17 protein-coding genes and 12 tRNA genes are annotated in these 17310 nt (G+C 41.6%); 26 read left to right on the top strand and 3 right to left on the bottom strand.

The features are described 5' to 3' along the window. The first annotated feature begins 70 nt into the window (after positions 1-70). The 12 genes from JJE29_03345 (at position 71) to JJE29_03290 (ending at position 1129) form a co-directional block, all read left to right on the top strand. Positions 71-145: transfer RNA gene (locus JJE29_03345), tRNA-Gly, on the top strand. 4 nt (positions 146-149) lie between these two features. Continuing rightward, positions 150-223: transfer RNA gene (locus JJE29_03340), tRNA-Gly, on the top strand. 18 nt (positions 224-241) lie between these two features. Next, positions 242-318, top strand: a tRNA-Arg gene (locus JJE29_03335). A 5-nt stretch (positions 319-323) separates the two neighbouring features. Next, positions 324-399, top strand: a tRNA-Gln gene (locus tag JJE29_03330). Between the two features lie 4 nt (positions 400-403). Next, positions 404-479 (top strand) — tRNA-Lys (locus JJE29_03325). Positions 480-484: 5 nt separating this feature from the next. After that, positions 485-573, top strand: a tRNA-Ser gene (locus JJE29_03320). Positions 574-603: 30 nt separating this feature from the next. Then, positions 604-694, top strand: a tRNA-Ser gene (locus JJE29_03315). 9 nt (positions 695-703) lie between these two features. Continuing rightward, positions 704-779: transfer RNA gene (locus JJE29_03310), tRNA-Trp, on the top strand. Positions 780-808: 29 nt separating this feature from the next. Continuing rightward, positions 809-885 (top strand) — tRNA-Pro (locus tag JJE29_03305). A 7-nt stretch (positions 886-892) separates the two neighbouring features. Then, positions 893-969 (top strand) — tRNA-Ile (locus tag JJE29_03300). A 3-nt stretch (positions 970-972) separates the two neighbouring features. Next, positions 973-1049: transfer RNA gene (locus JJE29_03295), tRNA-Ile, on the top strand. Positions 1050-1053: 4 nt separating this feature from the next. Continuing rightward, a tRNA-Phe gene (locus JJE29_03290) sits at positions 1054-1129 on the top strand. A gap of 33 nt (positions 1130-1162) precedes the next feature. Here JJE29_03290 and JJE29_03285 read toward each other — a convergent pair. Next, positions 1163-2164, bottom strand: a complete 1002-nt coding sequence (locus JJE29_03285) for a ribonuclease H-like domain-containing protein (GenBank protein ID MBK5251653.1) — start codon at positions 2162-2164, stop codon at positions 1163-1165. A 272-nt stretch (positions 2165-2436) separates the two neighbouring features. Between JJE29_03285 and JJE29_03280 the strand changes: the two genes are divergently transcribed. The 3 genes from JJE29_03280 to JJE29_03270 are packed head-to-tail and all read left to right on the top strand — an operon-like array spanning position 2437 to position 5150. Beyond that, positions 2437-3588 carry a cysteine desulfurase gene (locus JJE29_03280; protein MBK5251652.1) on the top strand — a complete coding sequence of 384 codons (1152 nt, stop codon included), beginning with the start codon at positions 2437-2439 and terminating at the stop codon, positions 3586-3588. A 13-nt stretch (positions 3589-3601) separates the two neighbouring features. Further along, on the top strand, positions 3602-4777 hold the full coding sequence (thiI, locus tag JJE29_03275) for a tRNA 4-thiouridine(8) synthase ThiI (GenBank protein ID MBK5251651.1): 1176 nt from the start codon (positions 3602-3604) through the stop codon (positions 4775-4777). 16 nt (positions 4778-4793) lie between these two features. Next, positions 4794-5150, top strand: a complete 357-nt coding sequence (locus JJE29_03270) for a phage holin family protein (GenBank protein ID MBK5251650.1) — start codon at positions 4794-4796, stop codon at positions 5148-5150. Positions 5151-5213: 63 nt separating this feature from the next. Here the strand turns inward: JJE29_03270 and JJE29_03265 are convergent, their stop codons facing one another. Beyond that, on the bottom strand, positions 5214-8327 hold the full coding sequence (locus JJE29_03265) for a PBP1A family penicillin-binding protein (GenBank protein MBK5251649.1): 3114 nt from the start codon (positions 8325-8327) through the stop codon (positions 5214-5216). 167 nt (positions 8328-8494) lie between these two features. Between JJE29_03265 and hflX the strand changes: the two genes are divergently transcribed. The 6 genes from hflX (at position 8495) to JJE29_03235 (ending at position 12707) form a co-directional block, all read left to right on the top strand. Next, positions 8495-9760 (top strand): GTPase HflX, encoded by a 1266-nt coding sequence (gene hflX, locus JJE29_03260; protein MBK5251648.1) that lies wholly within the window; start codon positions 8495-8497, stop codon positions 9758-9760. Next, positions 9760-10407 carry a YigZ family protein gene (locus tag JJE29_03255; protein MBK5251647.1) on the top strand — a complete coding sequence of 216 codons (648 nt, stop codon included), beginning with the start codon at positions 9760-9762 and terminating at the stop codon, positions 10405-10407. Before hflX ends, JJE29_03255 begins: the two co-directional genes overlap by 1 nt. Before the next feature lie 14 nt (positions 10408-10421). Beyond that, the gene (locus JJE29_03250; protein MBK5251646.1) at positions 10422-10835 is read left to right on the top strand and encodes a CoA-binding protein; all 414 of its coding nucleotides are present in this window, start codon (positions 10422-10424) and stop codon (positions 10833-10835) included. Positions 10836-10890: 55 nt separating this feature from the next. After that, on the top strand, positions 10891-11643 hold the full coding sequence (nadE, locus tag JJE29_03245; protein MBK5251645.1) for an NAD(+) synthase: 753 nt from the start codon (positions 10891-10893) through the stop codon (positions 11641-11643). 96 nt (positions 11644-11739) lie between these two features. Continuing rightward, positions 11740-12465: a YebC/PmpR family DNA-binding transcriptional regulator gene (locus JJE29_03240; GenBank protein ID MBK5251644.1), complete on the top strand. Its 726-nt coding sequence runs from the start codon at positions 11740-11742 to the stop codon at positions 12463-12465. An 86-nt stretch (positions 12466-12551) separates the two neighbouring features. Continuing rightward, positions 12552-12707: a hypothetical protein gene (locus JJE29_03235; GenBank protein ID MBK5251643.1), complete on the top strand. Its 156-nt coding sequence runs from the start codon at positions 12552-12554 to the stop codon at positions 12705-12707. A gap of 88 nt (positions 12708-12795) precedes the next feature. Here the strand turns inward: JJE29_03235 and JJE29_03230 are convergent, their stop codons facing one another. Then, entirely contained in the window at positions 12796-13101 is a 306-nt protein-coding gene (locus tag JJE29_03230) for a LysM peptidoglycan-binding domain-containing protein (protein ID MBK5251642.1), read from the bottom strand. Positions 13102-13454: 353 nt separating this feature from the next. On the opposite strand from JJE29_03230, the gene ruvC reads away from it, so the two are divergent. From ruvC to JJE29_03205, 5 genes are read left to right on the top strand one after another with little or no spacing between them, the layout of a single operon-like run. Then, complete coding sequence (gene ruvC / locus JJE29_03225; GenBank protein ID MBK5251641.1) at positions 13455-13949, top strand: crossover junction endodeoxyribonuclease RuvC; 495 nt, start codon at positions 13455-13457, stop codon at positions 13947-13949. An 11-nt stretch (positions 13950-13960) separates the two neighbouring features. Beyond that, positions 13961-14566 carry a Holliday junction branch migration protein RuvA gene (ruvA, locus tag JJE29_03220; GenBank protein MBK5251640.1) on the top strand — a complete coding sequence of 202 codons (606 nt, stop codon included), beginning with the start codon at positions 13961-13963 and terminating at the stop codon, positions 14564-14566. 10 nt (positions 14567-14576) lie between these two features. Continuing rightward, positions 14577-15632 (top strand): Holliday junction branch migration DNA helicase RuvB, encoded by a 1056-nt coding sequence (gene ruvB / locus JJE29_03215; GenBank protein ID MBK5251639.1) that lies wholly within the window; start codon positions 14577-14579, stop codon positions 15630-15632. Continuing rightward, positions 15605-15715, top strand: coding sequence for a DUF2905 family protein (locus JJE29_03210; GenBank protein ID MBK5251638.1), 111 nt, complete (start codon positions 15605-15607; stop codon positions 15713-15715). The genes ruvB and JJE29_03210 overlap by 28 nt, the downstream gene beginning before the upstream one ends. A gap of 17 nt (positions 15716-15732) precedes the next feature. Further along, entirely contained in the window at positions 15733-17301 is a 1569-nt protein-coding gene (locus JJE29_03205; protein MBK5251637.1) for a SpoIID/LytB domain-containing protein, read from the top strand. The last annotated feature ends 9 nt before the right edge of the window (positions 17302-17310 follow it).

Here is a 17310-nt window from a genome sequence, read left to right as displayed (position 1 = left end):
GGGAACGGACTGTAAATCCGTCGGCGCAGCCTACGAAGGTTCAAATCCTTCTCCCTCCACCAAATGCCATGCGAAAGTGGCTCAGTGGTAGAGCATCGCCTTGCCAAGGCGAGGGTCGCGGGTTCAAATCCCGTCTTTCGCTCCAATATGCGGGTGTAGCTCAGTGGTAGAGCCCCGGCCTTCCAAGCCGGTTGCGAGGGTTCGATCCCCTTCACCCGCTCCAGATTAATTTTAAAAAGTTGTGCTCATAGCTCGGTAGGATAGAGCAACGGCCTTCTAAACCGTGTGTCCGGGGTTCGAATCCTTGTGGGCACGCCATACGATGGGGATTCGCCAAGTCGGTAAGGCACAGGACTTTGACTCCTGCATTCACTGGTTCGAGTCCAGTATCCCCAGCCATCACGGCCCATTAGCTCAGTTGGCAGAGCATCTGACTTTTAATCAGGGTGTCCCGCGTTCGAGTCGCGGATGGGTCACCAAACGAGGAGAGGTACCGAAGTGGTCATAACGGGGCGGTCTTGAAAACCGTTAGGGTGCGAGCCCACGTGGGTTCGAATCCCACCCTCTCCGCCAGTAATACATTAGAATATAAGCAAGCAACTAGGAGAAGTACTCAAGTGGCTCAAGAGGACGGTTTGCTAAATCGTTAGGCCGGGTGACCGGTGCGTGGGTTCGAACCCCACCTTCTCCGCCATTGATTTTTAGGGGTATAGCTCAGTTGGTAGAGCGATGGTCTCCAAAACCATGCGTCGTGGGTTCAAATCCTGCTACCCCTGCCATTAGTACCATATTTGAATAGTTTTTTCGTCGGGATGTAGCGCAGCTTGGTAGCGCATTTGGTTTGGGACCAAAGGGCCGCAGGTTCGAATCCTGTCATCCCGACCACCATTGAGGGCTTATAGCTCAGCAGGTTAGAGCGCACGCCTGATAAGCGTGAGGTCGGTGGTTCGAGTCCACTTAAGCCCACCATTGGGGCCTTTAGCTCAGTTGGTTAGAGCATCCGGCTCATAACCGGCAGGTCCGGGGTTCGAGTCCCTGAAGGCCCACCATTTTGCCCAGATAGCTCAGTCGGTAGAGCAGGGGACTGAAAATCCCCGTGTCGGTGGTTCGATTCCGCCTCTGGGCACCATAAAAAAAGCTGATTCTTATGAATCAGCTTTTTTTATGGTGCTAAAATTTTTTTAAGAATAATACTGCTTAAGTTTAAGATATTGTTCTTGTCAATTATTCCGTTGGTTGAAATCACCATATGGTGAGGATTGTCAAAAATGAAGGAATTAATTAATTCACTTGTAAAAGCAATGGAGTTGCTGTCAATCAGCGAATAGGCTGTGCTATTGATGTTTTTGTGTAAAACCGGAATGCGTAAATTGAAAAGCCCATCTTTGGAATTCAGTTCAAATGAAAAGAGCGCATCATTGTAGGCATAGTCTAGGGCTTGGGCTTCAAGGCATATGCCGCTTAAAAGGATAAAATCGCCGGATATTTTGAATCTTTGAAAACGGAAGGTGATGTTGGCAATATTTACTTCATTGCTTAAATCGAAAAATATCTCGGGATTATCTGTAAGTTCAAAAACTTTAAGCAATTTGAATAGATTTATTATATCGTCTGAATTATGCAGAAGAATCTTTGATTGTATGAAAGGATCCTTGGTTGAAAGATAGCGTTCGTAAAGTTCTACGCTTTCTTTGCCGCTTATGCGGTCAGTTCTAGAAATCCCCATGTATTTTTCGACAGTTTTGAGTTTGTAGTCAGGTATGGGCAAATTGAAATACTTTGTTTGGAGTACACGCATTAAGTCTACATTATAGAAGGAATCTAATTTTTGTTTTTGCGAATGTTTTTTCATTCGAGTGTTAATGAACGGTAAATCGAAACTATTGCCGTTATAGGTAACAAAGAATCCGCTTGAGGCTGCAATACGGTGAAAGATTGAAAGCATTTCAGCCTCTTCGGAGGGGTTGTCAAGAAATAATTGATTCAAGACAAATCGTCCTTTTTTGTCAAATCGTGCAAATCCTATAAGAATTACCTGGTTTTTATGGGGATTTAATCCGGTTGTCTCTATGTCGAAAATTAATCCATTCTTCTTGACTGACGCTTCGATGGCCGGATGTATTATTGGAAAAGGAAGTGAAAGGATTTTTTTAATGTGTATCATAGGTTGTTCCTCGCAAAAATTTATGTCATAAGAATATAATAAACTAAAAAACCCCAAAAAAAAAGCGAAGGCTTCGCAAAAGGCAAGGCCTTCAAAATCTTAAAAAGGGTATTGGGAATAAAAATAATATAATTTGAAGTTATCAGGGGGATAGCTTCAAATAAATTGTAACAAAATTCGACAAAATTTGCAAGTTGAATTGACATAAAATTCATATATTTTAATCAGAGGCGTGATGGTGTATAATTTATTAGAACTTAAAGGAGGAAATGATGGGAATATATCTAGATAACAGTGCTACTACAAAAACTTCAAAAAATGCGATTGAAGCTATGAATAAAGCTATGGACACAATGTATGGCAATCCTTCATCACTGCATAGAAAAGGTATGGATGCCGAGAAAGTTTTGCGAGAGGCAAGAGCTGCCGTTGCTAAATCAATAAATGCCGAGCCATCTGAAATAGTATTCACATCAGGGGGGACAGAATCAAACAATATGGGCATACGAGGTTTTATTGAGAGAAATCCCCATCTTGGCAGAAAGATAGTAACAACATGTATAGAGCATTCGTCTGTGTTGAATCTGTTCGAGTTTCTTGAAGGAGGCTGCAAAACGGTCTTATTACCTGTAAATAAAGAGGGTTTCGTATCCATAAAAGAATTAAAAGAAAATGTGGATGGCAATACAGCTCTGGTAAGTGTGATGGCAATAAACAATGAGATAGGATCCATGCAGCCAATAGAGACTATCGGCAGAATAATTAAGAAATCTAACCCCAAAACTGCTTTTCATGTGGATGCTGTTCAGGCCTTGGGCAAAATAGACATCGATGTTAAAAAGATGAGGATAGATCTTCTTTCGGGTAGTGGACACAAGTTTCATGGACCGAAGGGAATTGGCTTTCTTTATATACGTAAGGGAATTCGGATAAATCCTTTGTTTTACGGAGGAGGACAAGAGGGAGGACTGAGAAGCGGTACGGAGAATGTACCCGCAATTGCAGGTCTCGGAACTGCTGTATTTGATATGATGGAATTGAGGGAACGAAACAAACAGTGTATGGCTGGTTATAAGGCCTTACTTATAAGTGCTTTGAAAAGAGAAATGACCGATTTTATGATTCTATCGGAGGGAGAAGAGTACTCTCCCAATATAGTAAATATATGCTTTAAGGACATTAGAGCCGAGGTTTTGCTTCATTATTTGGAGCAGGATGGTATATATGTTTCATCAGGTTCGGCATGCTCTTCTAAAAAGAAAGGGAATAGTCATGTGCTGGAGGCCTTAAAAATTCCAAAAGAATACATTGGTGGGGCGCTAAGGTTCAGTTTTACATGGGAAAATGACCCATCTGAAATTGAAATACTAATAGATAGCCTTAAGAAAAACGTTGAAGAGATAAGAAAAATCATAAAAAGATAAGGAAGGGAAAACGATGGAAAATATACTTGCAATCAATTATGGAGAGGTCAGTTTGAAAGGCCGGAACAAGTCAATATTCATAAGTCAGCTTGTAAAGAACATTAAACTAAATATAAGAGATTTCGAAAAGGCGGTTGTTTTAAGAGACCAGGGGCGCCTTTATATTGAGGAATATGAGCAGGGAGACGAGGAAGCGATCATTGGCAAGCTTAAGGAAGTGTTCGGAATTTATTCAATCATACCGGCCTTTAAGTTTGAAGGGGACATGGAAACAATAAAAAAAGTCGTACTTATAGCGGCGAGGCAACATATAAGCGAAATTCCTATAAAAAGCTTCAAGGTTGAAACGAAGAGGGTAAACAAGCAGTTTCCAATGAAATCACCGGAGGTTTGCAGAGAACTTGGCGGATTGATATTTGAGAATATAGATGGCATCGAGGTTGATGTGCATCATCCGGACATGATGGTTTTCATAGAGATTCGCTCTTATAATCTTGTGTTTACTAAGCGCATATATGCATTGGGAGGCCTTCCTTACAAGACGGGCGGACGGGCAATGCTTCTTTTGTCTGGCGGCATCGACAGCCCGGTAGCAGGTTGGATGACGGCCAAAAGGGGTCTCGAGATAGAGGCGGTGCATTTTCACAGCTATCCGTTTACGAGCGAAAGGGCAGAGGAAAAGGTTATGGATCTTGCGAAGCATTTATGCAGGTATGTGAACCGAATGGTTGTGCATAGCGTGAATCTTTTACCCATTCAGAAGGCTATAAACGAGAAATGCAAGGAAGAGGAGATGACTATACTTTCAAGGCGTTTTATGATGAGGATTGCAGAAAAGATTGCGGATGAGAGGCATTGCCAGGCATTGGTTACGGGTGAAAGCCTGGGGCAGGTGGCGAGCCAAACTATTGAAGGTATTTCAGTAACGAACCAATCTGTGGATTTGCCGGTAATTCGGCCGCTGATTGCTTTGGACAAGGTTGATATCATGGAGATCGCACAGAGGATAGGAACATTTGAAACATCAATACTGCCATTTGAGGACTGTTGTTCAGTGTTCCTTCCCAAGAAACCTTTGACGAAGCCAAAACTATCTAGGATGTTGGCATCTGAAAAGAATCTTGATGCGAATATACTAATAGAAAGCGCTATTTTAGGAAAAACAACGAGGGAAATTACCTTGTATTAATAAGGGAGGGCTATCATTGAATAAATTTATTAACAGATGGCTTGGAAATGCAATCTCAATATATGTGATTGCATGGTTGTTTGAAGGAGTTTACATAAGGGGCTTTTTTGCGGCTATGGTAGCGGCATTGGTGCTTGGCATGCTTAACATGCTAGTAAGGCCGGTTCTGATTGTTTTGACGCTTCCTATCAACATAATGACATTGGGAATCTTCACATTCATACTTAACGGATTTCTGCTGAAGGTTGTGGATTTTTTTGTGGCAGGATTCGGGGTAGACAGCTTCATGACGGCTGTATTCGCATCCATTGTGCTGACCTTCGTAAATATGATAATAACCAGCTTGACGAGACCGAAGCGAGAGCGTTGGTAAAAAAAAGAATTAATATATTACTAAAGGATGCCGATATTTATCGGCATCCTTTTTGCAACTTGTCTATTCGGATTTTTTATTTTTTTTGGTTTCATCCTCATCGATGTTTAGTGTATCGGATTCGACTTCAGGCTGAATTTCAACAGGTGGCTCTGGAGGCGTGAAACTAGTTGGTGGTGGCAGCTCTCCTGTCATAGGATCCGGTGAATTCACAAGGTCGGGATTGCTTTCGATGTAGTCGTTGACATTCTGCTGTGGTGGAATGATTTGACCGTTTGGAAGCATGAATGACCCGTCATCCATAAGCAATATGTTTCCGGGAAGCTGTATGGTGCCGTCTGGCAGCTGTATGGTTCCTTCAGGAAGATTATCTTTGTTGTATTGATACAGATAACCGTATCCGTGTATGTTGCAGTATTTCTGCGGTATTTCATAAATCCAGTCTCTTGGAACCGTGGCAAATTCATTTGGGGGATTCCTTTTTACAAAAACCCTGTTTTCCAATGAAGTTATGGGACAGTATCCTGTAGGGATTAGACCGCTATCGGCACATACAGTCAACTGTACATGCAAGTCGTCATATTCGGTAGGCTGTGTACCCTCAGCAAAGTATTCGTTTCTCACAGTGTTTCTGGGATCGAGGTATGAAAGCTCCGTTGGAAGTTTGCCTGATTTCGTATCTACCGCTACGGTTACTATTCCATTGGGTTTTTCGAAGGAGATATCAGCGTAATTTTCATGGATGGTGTTCATGAATGATTGCCATAGAATGGCGCTTGATTTGCTTCCGCTATCGAGCTCTATTTGTAGGTCGTTTCCAATCCATACGCTTGCTGAGTAATATGGAGTATAACCTACGAACCATGCATCGTAATTGTCTGATGTTGTTCCGGTTTTGCCTGCTACCGGTATTTTTGAGTTGCTGGATTCGAACTTGGCACGGGCGCCCGTGCCCGCTGTTACTGCTTCGCGAAGCATGTCGGTTATAAGGAAGGCTGTTTTTTCATTAACTACAAACTCCTTCCAGGGATTGTTTTCGTATATGATGTTGCCGCTATTGTCAGTGATTTTAGTAAAAGTTCTGGGTTTTATATATACTCCATCGTTTCCAAGAGAACCATATGCAGCAGCCATTTCAAGAGGAGAAATGCCTTCTGTCATGCCTCCAAGTGCAAGGGCTGAGAGGTTCATGTCGTTGTAGTTTCCAGATTCTCTGATTGTAGATATGCCCATTTTTTTAAGATAATCGACTGAATTGGAAAGCCCAACTTGTTCTTCCGTTTTTACGGCAACGACATTTTGAGACCAGACTATAGCTTCGCGTATAGTTGAAAGGCCCCAGTATTTATCAGCGTACCAGTTTTTGGGCCAAAGTGATCCATCCGCTCCGTAGTGTGGTACATCGTCTATTATCGTTGCGGGAGTCATGCCCATTTCTATGGCCGGGGCGTAAACTGACAGGGGTTTTATTGAAGAACCGGGTTGACGCGGATTTATCGCTCTGTTGAATATCTTTTGTCCGCTTATATTGCGTCCTCCCATCAGAGCCTTAATCGATCCAGTCGAATAGTCTATTATAACCGAAGCCGACTGTGGCTGAACAACACCTTTTGAACTGATTGAAAAATTTTCCTTGTCGATTGCTAGGTTGTTTGAATCATCTTTATTGAAGAAGGATGGATTGCTGTCAAGGAAGCTTTTGGCAACCACAAGGTTTTTATCTTCATCGTAGCTCTTGCTTTCGGACGGGAGAAGCACCTTTTGACCCTTGTAGATGAATATTTCGGGAATCAGATATTCATCCTTGCTGGGAAGATATTGTTCTTTAGAGGTGTCGGCCTTATAAGTGTCACTTACTATTACCTGTATTCCGACTACGCTTCCGTTTTCATATAGCGATATGAAATTTATACGCTTGTTTTTTAGAAGAACGAGATTGCCATTTTCATCATATTTATAGTCTGATTCAGGTATTATCAAGTCGCCGCTTTTATCTATAATATTGTCATATTGGTATAGAACAATAGTCTGGTGTACAAGTATGTTTCCCTGCCTATCCTTGCTATATTGAAGCTTCGGAAAGTTTTCGGAATCTGCATAGACGTCCTCAAGCGTTTTTTGCATTTCTAAATCGAGGGTCGAGTATATTTTAAGGCCTTGTGTGTATAGTATTTCCTGGGCCCTTTCCCGAGTGATATTAAGTGTTTCCTCAAGGGCTGCTATTACATCTTCCTTTAAGAGGTCAGAAAAGTACGAGGAAATTTCAGAATTCTTGTTTTTACTTGGATTAAGGATGGTTTTCAAGTCGACTGTCATGCCATCTTGGTACTCCGCTTCTGTTATATAGCCCTCGAGCTTCATGAATCCCAATACACTGTGATACCTGTCTATGCTGTCTGGGTTGAATACTGTGGTGTAAATTTCATCGTTTGAATCGATTATATAGTCGTCTTCGTTTACATCTTCCTTTTTTAAAACTTTTATAGGGGAATGGTTTGTAGGAGACGAGGTGATTCCCGCTATGAGCGCTGATTCGGGGATTGTTAAGTCATCAGCATTCTTGCTGAAATAGGTTTGAGAAGCAGCGTTGACGCCATACGCTCCGCTTCCGAGGTAAATAGTGTTTAAATAGGCCTCGAATATCTGCTCTTTCTTGAGGTCTTTTTCTAGCTGAACTGTGTAGTAGGCTTCTTGGATTTTCCGTGAATATGTACGATCGCTTTTTATTTCTGAAAGATATAGGTTTCTTGCCAATTGCTGGGTTATTGTGCTTGTTCCTTTTATGCGTCCACCACTTGTGACACCCTGTAAAACTGCACCCACGAGTCTTTTATAGTTGAATCCGTGATGCTGGAAGAAGGTTCTGTCTTCGGTTGCAAGGAATGCGTTTTTAAGATCCTCGTCTATGTCGTCGTAATCGACTATTGTGCGAAGACCGTCGCTTTGTATTTTTTCAATGACGAGTCCGTTCTGATCCAAGATGAAAGAGTTTTCGTCAAGTATCTGATTTATATTGGACGTATCAATTTTTTTGATGTTCTTGAGGCTTGATGCAACTAGGCCTGCTGTTGCGCCTGCTGCCAAAAATCCGACAATTATTACTACAATTAGAATAACCTTAAGTGCGTTTTTAAATCCTTTTTTCTTTTTTTTGGGTTTTGGTTTATTATAATCCATTTTATCCCTCCACGAGTTTGTTTCAGCAATTATGATTGTATTTAAATGCTATAATATTATAACATAAAGATGTAACTCGATTAGCAATAATGAAAGAATTGTAATATACACAAAAAATAGGGGCGATAATATTGATAAATAATAAAGATGGAAATAAGCAAAAAGCGATGTTGGTGGGCATTGATGGAATGAGGATGACAGAATTGCCCATAAATGAATCAATGAATGAACTGCAGGGACTTTGCGAGGCGGCAGGAGCAGTAGTTATAGATAGGGTCACGCAGAAGAGAGAAAAACCGGACCCTGCTTTTTTCATAGGGAAGGGAAAGGTTGATGAAATCCGAAGCTTTGCCGAAGGCCTGGAAGTGGACATAATTATTTTCAACAACGAACTTACAGGCTCGCAAGTAAGGAATCTCGAGGAGGTCATTGGAAAGACTGTCATAGACAGAACCATACTCATACTTGATATTTTTGCGCTAAGAGCTACTACAAGGCAGGCAAAGCTTCAAGTGGAGTTGGCTCAGCTAAAGTATCGCTTGCCCAGACTAAGAGGAATGGGTAATTCCTTATCTAGAACGGGTGCGGGAATAGGAACAAGAGGACCAGGAGAACAAAAGCTAGAGACAGACCGACGCCACATAATGAATAGGGTTGCAGAAATAAGGAGACAAATCAGAAAAATCGACCAGGTGCGGCAGGTTCAGAAGAAGAAACGTACTGAAAATGAAATTCCGATGGTGGCTTTTGTTGGCTATACAAATGCAGGCAAGTCATCCTTAATGAATTATTTTATCGAAAGAAGTTTGGATGAAGAGATTTTAGGTACCAAGGTTTACGAGGAAGACATGCTTTTTGCCACGCTTGACACATCAACCAGACGAATGGAGATGGAAAAAGGAAAGGTATTTGTATTGACAGATACGGTGGGGTTTGTAAGCGATTTGCCACATATGCTTGTCGAGGCTTTCAAATCAACGCTGGAGGAGGTTCTAGATGCTGATTTGCTAGTCAATGTCGTTGATGCTTCGAATCCCGATTATCTTATGCAAAAGGATACCACCAATCGTGTATTGAAGGAACTTGGAGTGTCGGAAAAAATTCCGGAAATTGTTGTGTACAATAAGATGGACTTAGTTGAGGACGGAACTGCGCTGATTCGCGGCATAGAAGAAACCTTAAATATATCTGCGAAAACAGGTTTGGGAATCGATGGACTGATGGAAAAAATCCACGGCGAATTGTTTCAAAGCATGGTCAAGGTTTGGTTTCTTATTCCCTTTGATAAGGGAGGAGTGTATTCTGAACTAAAGGAAAGACACAATGTTTTGGAAACTATTTACGAAGAAAACGGCACAAAGGCTTTTGTTGAATTGAGCCGACTCGATGTGGGCAGATACAGGGAATTTTTGATTGTGAAAGAGGAAGAATGATGAAAAACGAATATCAAACCTTGCGGGGCCCTGCTTCATGGGAAGATGAGATAAAAAAATCAAAATTTATCGCCTATGTAAAGCCTGTTGAAACCGAAAAAGAGGCAAATGAATTTGTAGACGCAATAAAGAAGAGGCACAAGGATGCAAGGCATAATGTTCCTATTTTTGTTTTGGGTGAAGAGCAGGAGATGCAGAGATACAGCGATGACGGAGAGCCAAGCGGCACTGCAGGTATTCCCATTCTTGAGATGATAAAAAACAAGGGTTTGACCAATCTTGTGGTTGTAGTGACCAGGTATTTTGGAGGAATCAAGCTTGGAACAGGTGGGCTTGTGCGGGCGTACACGCATGTAGCTCAAAGGGCTTTAGACGAGGCTGGGATAGTCAGCAAGACGCTTATGTTAAAAGTCGTTGTTAAGGTAGATTACTCGATGCACGGAAAAGTCAAAAATTTTCTTTATGACAGCAAGTACATTCTTGATAAAACCGAATTTGACGATAGCGTTCATATGTTCATATATGCACGGCCTGAGGATGAGGATGAATTCACAAATAGCATCGTCAATATTACAAACGGGAAAGCGGAAATGGAAAGGTCTGATGCAGGTTTTCATATTATAGAGGACGGTAAGCTGTTGGATTGAAAGGAGGAGAAAAGATGAACTCTCAAGAAGAACGCAAGGAAGCAATGCTTGGGAAAAAGATATGGGCAGTAGTAGGAGCCAGTCATCACAAGAAGAATTTCGGATACAAGATTTACAAAACACTTAAAAGATTCGGGTATGAAGTGTATCCGGTAAATCCCGGATGCGAGACTATAGATGGAGATAAGGTATATCCCCGCGTTGGAGATCTGCCTGTCGTTCCGGAATGCATTGATATGGTTGTTAAACCTGAAATAGGCATACGCCTTTTGGATTCGTTCAAAAAAGCCGGCATAGTTCATGTATGGTTTCAACCGGGAACCACTGGCGAGGAGATAATAAAGAAAGCCGAGGAAATGGGTTTTGAAGCTGTAACAGAGGGTTGTGTGATGGCGGAATTGAATGGAAGGGCAAACACAATACTGTAGATGGCAAAGGGCATATATGCTATAATTTCTTAATGATGTATTTTGGGAGGGAGAAATGGAAAAAACGATAGAACAGAAGATTGATATGACGGTGGACTGGCTAAGGGAAATGGTCAAGGCCAGCGGAACGAAGGGACTTTTGGTAGGGCTTTCAGGCGGGATTGATTCCACTGTAGTGGCAGGGTTAATAAAGCGTGCTTTCCCGAATGATTCACTTGGAGTTATACTGCCATGCAAGAGCAGCGGCAAGGACCGAGAGGATGCAATCCTATGTGCTGAGGCTTGTGGAATAGAAACCTTAGAAGTTGAATTGACTTCTGCACATGAGATTATACTGAATAACACCATGAAAAAACTGCGAGAGGTTAAACCATTAGATGAAAGTCGCATGAAGCTTACAGATGCAAACCTGAGGGCAAGACTTAGAATGAGCACCCTCTATACGGTTGCGGGAGCAATGAATTATTTAGTAGTTGGTACAGACAATGCTGCAGAAACCCACACGGGATACTTCACAAAGTATGGCGATGGAGGAGTTGACTTGCTTCCAATATCGAGGCTTTCCAAGAGGGATGTCTACAAATGGGGAGTGATGTTGGACGTGCCTGAATCAGTACTTGTAAGACCCCCTTCGGCTGGACTTTGGGACGGACAGACCGACGAGGATGAAATGGGAACAACATACGACATGATCGACGATTATCTAGAGGGTAAATCCATACCGGACAAGGATAGAAAGATAATTGAAACGATGCATTCGCGTTCGGAGCACAAAAGAAAAATGCCCCCGGAGGCGCCTGAATTTTAGGAAAGATGTTTAGGGAAAAGGCTTTTATTGTAGTACTATAGGGAAAGTTATTTTAATTGTTAATAGGGTTTATAAATAAGGATATGAGGTGGAAAAGTGGGAAGAATAGGAACAATAATCAACAGAAAAGGCAAGCAGGATGCCAAGCGCGGAAAGATTTTTACAAAACATGCAAGAGCTATAATGGTAGCTGCTAGAGAAGGCGGTCCTGAAATAGAGTACAACATGTCTTTGAAGAGTGCTGTTGAAAAAGCTAAAGCTGACAATATGCCGAACGACAACATTGAACGAGCAATCAAGAAAGGCTCAGGCGAGACCGATGGAGAGCAGTTTGAGGAATTCGTTTACGAGGGATATGGTCCTTCCGGCGTTGCCATAATGGTTGAAATTTTGACTGACAATAAAAACCGTGCTGCGGCGGATGTAAGGCATATATTCTCAAAGAACGGTGGAAACTTGGGATCTAACGGATGCGTATCTTTCATGTTCGACAGGAAGGGGATACTGGTTCTTTCTGAGGAAGACAATGAGCTTGATGAAGAAACATTGATGATGGAGGCGTTGGATGCCGGGGCAGAAGACATACAGGTTGAGGACGGATTTACGGAAATCATAACATCGATGGAAGAATTTGCTAGAGTAAGGGACTATCTTCTCAAGGATGGATACAAGCTTGTAAAGGCGGAATTAGGATATATTCCACAAACTATGTCAAGGCTTGAAAACAGCGAAGACATAACCAAAATGGAAAATCTGATAGATATGCTTGAAGATAATGACGATGTTCAGAACCTTCATCACAACTGGGAAATGGAAGATTAGTTTTTATTGAGGAGAATTTTGCTCCTCAATGTATCTTTTTATAATCTCAATTGTTGCCCCACCTGTGGATATGATTAGATAGCATAATGAAATTGTATAACGACCGCTACAGATATGTGGAGACGCAGAATGTTCGGGGAAGAAATGTTATGATTTTCAAGAATGAAGAAAATAAGATCAAAAAATTAAGGTTTGAGTTTGAGGAGAATTACCATAAAGCAGAGGAAAAGCTTAAAGAATAATTACCTGAATGGAAATCATAAAATAGAAAATACAAAACAATAAACAAATTCGGCAGATTCCGTCTTTAGTGGTGTCTGCCGAATTTGTTTATTTAGTAAATTTAACGGGTACAAGTATTTTTTGCCCGGGTTGTATTATATTGCCTGAAAGACGGTTTGTTTCTTTTATTTCGAAAATGGCTTCTCTGATGTCGCGATTCAAATTTTGAGATTCGGCTATTTCCCATAGTGTGTCGCCCGGTTTTATGACAACCTCAATGTATTGTCTTTCCTGAATACCGTCTGCCTGAATAAGTTTAAAAGGAACTGACAGTAGACAGAAAGAAAGGAAAAGCAAAAGAGCGGTACTAGATATGAATTTTTTTCGGTTTGCAATACGATAACTCTTTTTCATAATATCACCTCGAACAAATGTTCTTTTGATTTCATTATAATAGAACAAACGTTCTGTGTAAATAGTTTTTTTGAATTTTTTATGGTATAATAAATAAAAAATTGAAGAACTTTAATGATGGAAGAAAGTATGATGGTATAAATGAAGAATCATTTAAATAATAAGAGAGGGTGAAGTCATGAATAGGGGAACAGCTAAGTTAATTGCAATAGCAATTGCGATTGTTATGGTTTTGTCTACATTTGGTGGTTTGGTATCACTTTTTGGCTGATGATGCGGGATACGGTGTTTGCTGTATCCCTTTAATATGGGCCAAACGAATTTAAAGAAATGGAAGGCAGGCGAATGAAGGCATGCTGATTATAGGAATAGATCCCGGATACGCAATTTTGGGATACGGAGTGATTTCGTATGAAGGGAATAAATTTGATGTGATAGAATACGGTACGGTCACGACCAGTTCGGATGTGGAACTGCCAAATCGGTTGAAAAAAATATACAATGAGCTTTATGATCTTTTCGAGAAATACAAGCCTGATGCTGTTGCAATAGAAGAGTTGTTTTTTAATAAGAATGTAACAACGGCATTAATGGTGGCGCACGCTAGAGGCGTGGCAGTCGTTGCGGCGGCAAAAGCAGGGCTTGAAATTTTTGAGTACACTCCGCTTCAGGTCAAGCAGGGGGTTGTTGGTTATGGAAGAGCTGAAAAGAAGCAGGTTCAGATAATGGTGAAGACGATACTGAATCTTAAGGAAATACCCAGACCTGATGATGCTGCGGACGCTTTAGCGGTAGGCATATGCCATGCGCATTCGGGAGTGATGGGAAAATATTTTAAAATAAGATGAGGTGACAGGACTTGATTGATTATATAAAAGGAATTGTAAAAGATACGGGAGAAAACTACATAGTTGTGGAAAATAATGGAATAGGATACAGGGTATTCACTTCCATGAATACAATTGGAGATATACAAGACGGAGAGGAAATCAAGATTTATGCGGATATGGTGGTAAGGGAAGATAATATAAGCCTTTACGGGTTTTATGAAAAGAACGAATTAAAAATGTTTAGAATGCTAAATAAGGTCAGCGGCATAGGTTCGAAATTGGCATTGGCGGTATTGTCTACGATAGACTACAACGATGTGGCAAGATGCATTGCATCGGCCGACAGCGTTTCGCTTACAAGCGTTTCGGGGGTTGGCAAAAAAACAGCTCAGCGGATTATTTTGGATTTGAAGGAAAAAGTAATCAAGGAATTCGGAGAAATGGAAATCATGGACAGGTCAAGGCAAGATCGGATGTCTCTTTTCAAAGGGGAACACAGGGATGCAGTTGATGCTTTGATGGCTTTGGGATACAGCAGAACGGATGCTGCGGCATCTGTACAATTTGTTTACGAAGATGGAATGAAAGCGCAGCAAATAATAAAAGAAGCGCTCAAGAGCTTGCTAAAGAGATGAGGAGGCGGAAATGATTGAGAACAATCCAAGCAATAGGGTCATAACCCCCGATAAAAAAAGGGATGAAACGGAAATAGAGAAGTCGCTAAGACCCAAGTCTTTGAATGAGTATATAGGGCAGGAAAAGCTTAAAGAAAAACTGAAAATATTTATAGATGCTGCAAAACAGAGAGATGAGTCGCTTGACCATGTGTTGCTCTATGGTCCTCCGGGATTGGGCAAGACTACACTTGCATCTATTATTGCAAATGAGATGGGTGTTAGCCTTCGTATAACCTCGGGGCCGGCAATCGAAAGACCCGGAGATCTTGCAGCGATTCTTACAAACCTACAGGAAAACGATGTCTTGTTTATAGATGAGATTCATAGGCTGAGCAGAAGCGTCGAGGAAGTACTATATCCCTCGATGGAGGATTACGCTCTTGACATAATAATAGGCAAGGGACCGAGCGCAAGAACCGTGCGTTTGGATTTGCCACGATTCACGCTTATAGGGGCAACGACTAGGGCAGGCCTTCTGACCTCGCCGCTCAGAGATCGTTTTGGAGTAATATGCAAACTTGATCTTTATGAGGTGAAAAACCTCAAAAAGATAGTTTTGCGATCATCTGAGATATTAGGGGTGCCGATAGATGACGAATCAGCTTCGCTAATTGCTGCAAGAAGCAGGGGAACACCCAGAATTGTAAACAGGCTGCTTAAGAGGGTTAGAGACTACGCACAGGTCATGGGCGATGGAACCATAAATGAAGATACGGTTGCAAAGGCCATGGAGCTTCTGGAGGTTGATCCATTGGGATTGGATGGAGTTGACCGAAAGATTCTAATGACAATCATAGAAAAATTTGATGGTGGCCCGGTAGGGCTTGATACGCTGGCGGCATCCACAGGAGAAGAAAAAAATACAATAGAAGATGTGTATGAGCCTTATCTTTTGCAGCTTGGTTTTATAAACAGAACACCGAGGGGAAGGGTGGTCACTTCGAGAGGATACAAGCATCTTGGAATGGTTAACAATGGCGAAGAAGAGATAACCATATGGGATTTGGAGGAAGAACATTTGTAATCGCCTTTTATTTTCCGTTGGTTTCGAGTATAATTGTCAGTATTATATTGAAGCTTTTGCTTAATCTGTTTTCAGGAATATAGTTAAAGGGGCTGTGGCAATGAAAAGAGCAATAAAAAGTTCGGGTCTGGCTTTGTTGGCATTTATGTTTTCGTTTTATTTGTCATATGGCGCTGAAAATGTTCCGCAGACCATAAGGATAGGACTGACATTCGACAATCCATCTGTTGAAAGCGTTGCAGTGGCATCGAGTGAAGGATTCGAATTCGGAGTTGTAAACGGCGACAACTATGAAAACCTTTGTCCATATATTGATTTCAAAAAATTGAGAATAGAAAAAGCGTCGGATTTTGACGAAAGCGTGTTTCTGGTAAAGGCAGGATCTGTTTCAGAGGATTTGCAAAGTTTGTCCGATGATATTGCAATGCTGGAAGACATGGATGAAGTATTTTTTTCAATATACGACGATGGATGGAGCATGTGTGCTGGACCATATTCAAGCAAGTCTGAGGCGGAATCAAAAGCAAAGAGTTTTTCAAATGAAACGGATAAAATTGATTTTAATGTAAGCGAATACGATTCGTTGATTCTGGTTGAGTCCGAAGGCGGAACGGTTTTAGCTTATGACTCCATGAGAAATGAATATTTGATAAAACCCTTTGGCGAAAAAAACGAAGACTCCGTGTTTTCATACAACGGCCATCAATATAGGGGCGGGGTAATGATAAAACGCTATGTCGGAAGTGATTTGACTGTTATCAACTACCTTGACATGAATGAATACTTATACGGTGTTTTGCCGTGGGAAATGTCAAACTCATGGCCGCTGGAGGCACTTAAGGCTCAGGCGATAGCGGCACGAAATTTTGCGATTTCCAATTATAGTAAATATTCGTACCTGGGTTTCAATCTGTGCGGTACCAACAATTCCCAGGCTTATGTCGGTTACGACTATGAAGGGCCGGTGTGCAATCGGGCTGTGGATGAGACAGAGGGACAGTTGCTTATGTGGAATGGCAATGTTGTAAGCGCATTTTATCATGCAAACAGTGGCGGATTTACGGAAAATAGTGAAAACATATGGTCTACAGAGGTTCCTTATCTGAAGGGAATTCGGGACGATTTTTCGGCTGGAGGACCCCATTACAGCTGGGAAATAAAATACTCCGAAGATTCGATTTATGAAATCATGAGATCTGCGGGATACGATGTTGGTAAATCGATAGATATGTCCATTGCAAGAAGAAGCGAAAACAACCATGTTCTGGAGTTGCTGATAGAATCGGAAAAAGCCGATGTCAAATTGCTAAAAAATGCAATGAGAACCGTTTTCGGCTATGACAAGTTGAAAAGCACATTGTTCGAAATAAGGAAGGATAATGATCTTTACTGTATTAATAGAGGAACATCAATCGAAAGGATTCCAGCCAAGGGGATTTCGGTTTTGAGTGGCAACGGAAAAATCAGCAAGACCGATTTTGAGAATTGTCATGTGCTGGGGGAATTCGGAGAAAAAGAGAATCCGGGGGCAAAAGGATTTGTTATTGAAGGCAGAGGTTGGGGCCACGGTCTGGGAATGAGCCAGGAGGGTGCCAAGGCCATGGCCGAAGAAGGATATGGCTACAGAGATATACTGTCATTTTATTACACGGATACAACTATAGAGTAGGAGCATAAA

It is taken from the genome of Peptostreptococcaceae bacterium (genome assembly GCA_016649995.1).
GTDB lineage: Bacteria > Bacillota > Clostridia > Peptostreptococcales > BM714 > BM714.
Note: the sequence above shows the minus strand (reverse complement) of the source record. Positions and strands in the feature narration are given on the sequence as shown.

Excerpts from the sequence above, each read along its gene's own strand:
- JJE29_03285 (MBK5251653.1), bottom strand. The coding sequence starts at position 2,164 with ATGATACACATTAAAAAAATCCTTTCACTTCCTTTTCCAATAATACAT.
- JJE29_03280 (MBK5251652.1), top strand. The coding sequence starts at position 2,437 with ATGGGAATATATCTAGATAACAGTGCTACTACAAAAACTTCAAAAAAT.
- thiI (MBK5251651.1), top strand. The coding sequence starts at position 3,602 with ATGGAAAATATACTTGCAATCAATTATGGAGAGGTCAGTTTGAAAGGC.
- JJE29_03265 (MBK5251649.1), bottom strand. The coding sequence starts at position 8,327 with ATGGATTATAATAAACCAAAACCCAAAAAAAAGAAAAAAGGATTTAAA.
- hflX (MBK5251648.1), top strand. The coding sequence starts at position 8,495 with ATGTTGGTGGGCATTGATGGAATGAGGATGACAGAATTGCCCATAAAT.
- JJE29_03255 (MBK5251647.1), top strand. The coding sequence starts at position 9,760 with ATGAAAAACGAATATCAAACCTTGCGGGGCCCTGCTTCATGGGAAGAT.
- JJE29_03250 (MBK5251646.1), top strand. The coding sequence starts at position 10,422 with ATGAACTCTCAAGAAGAACGCAAGGAAGCAATGCTTGGGAAAAAGATA.
- nadE (MBK5251645.1), top strand. The coding sequence starts at position 10,891 with ATGGAAAAAACGATAGAACAGAAGATTGATATGACGGTGGACTGGCTA.
- JJE29_03235 (MBK5251643.1), top strand. The coding sequence starts at position 12,552 with ATGAAATTGTATAACGACCGCTACAGATATGTGGAGACGCAGAATGTT.
- JJE29_03230 (MBK5251642.1), bottom strand. The coding sequence starts at position 13,101 with ATGAAAAAGAGTTATCGTATTGCAAACCGAAAAAAATTCATATCTAGT.
- ruvC (MBK5251641.1), top strand. The coding sequence starts at position 13,455 with ATGCTGATTATAGGAATAGATCCCGGATACGCAATTTTGGGATACGGA.
- ruvB (MBK5251639.1), top strand. The coding sequence starts at position 14,577 with ATGATTGAGAACAATCCAAGCAATAGGGTCATAACCCCCGATAAAAAA.
- JJE29_03210 (MBK5251638.1), top strand. The coding sequence starts at position 15,605 with ATGGGATTTGGAGGAAGAACATTTGTAATCGCCTTTTATTTTCCGTTG.
- JJE29_03205 (MBK5251637.1), top strand. The coding sequence starts at position 15,733 with ATGAAAAGAGCAATAAAAAGTTCGGGTCTGGCTTTGTTGGCATTTATG.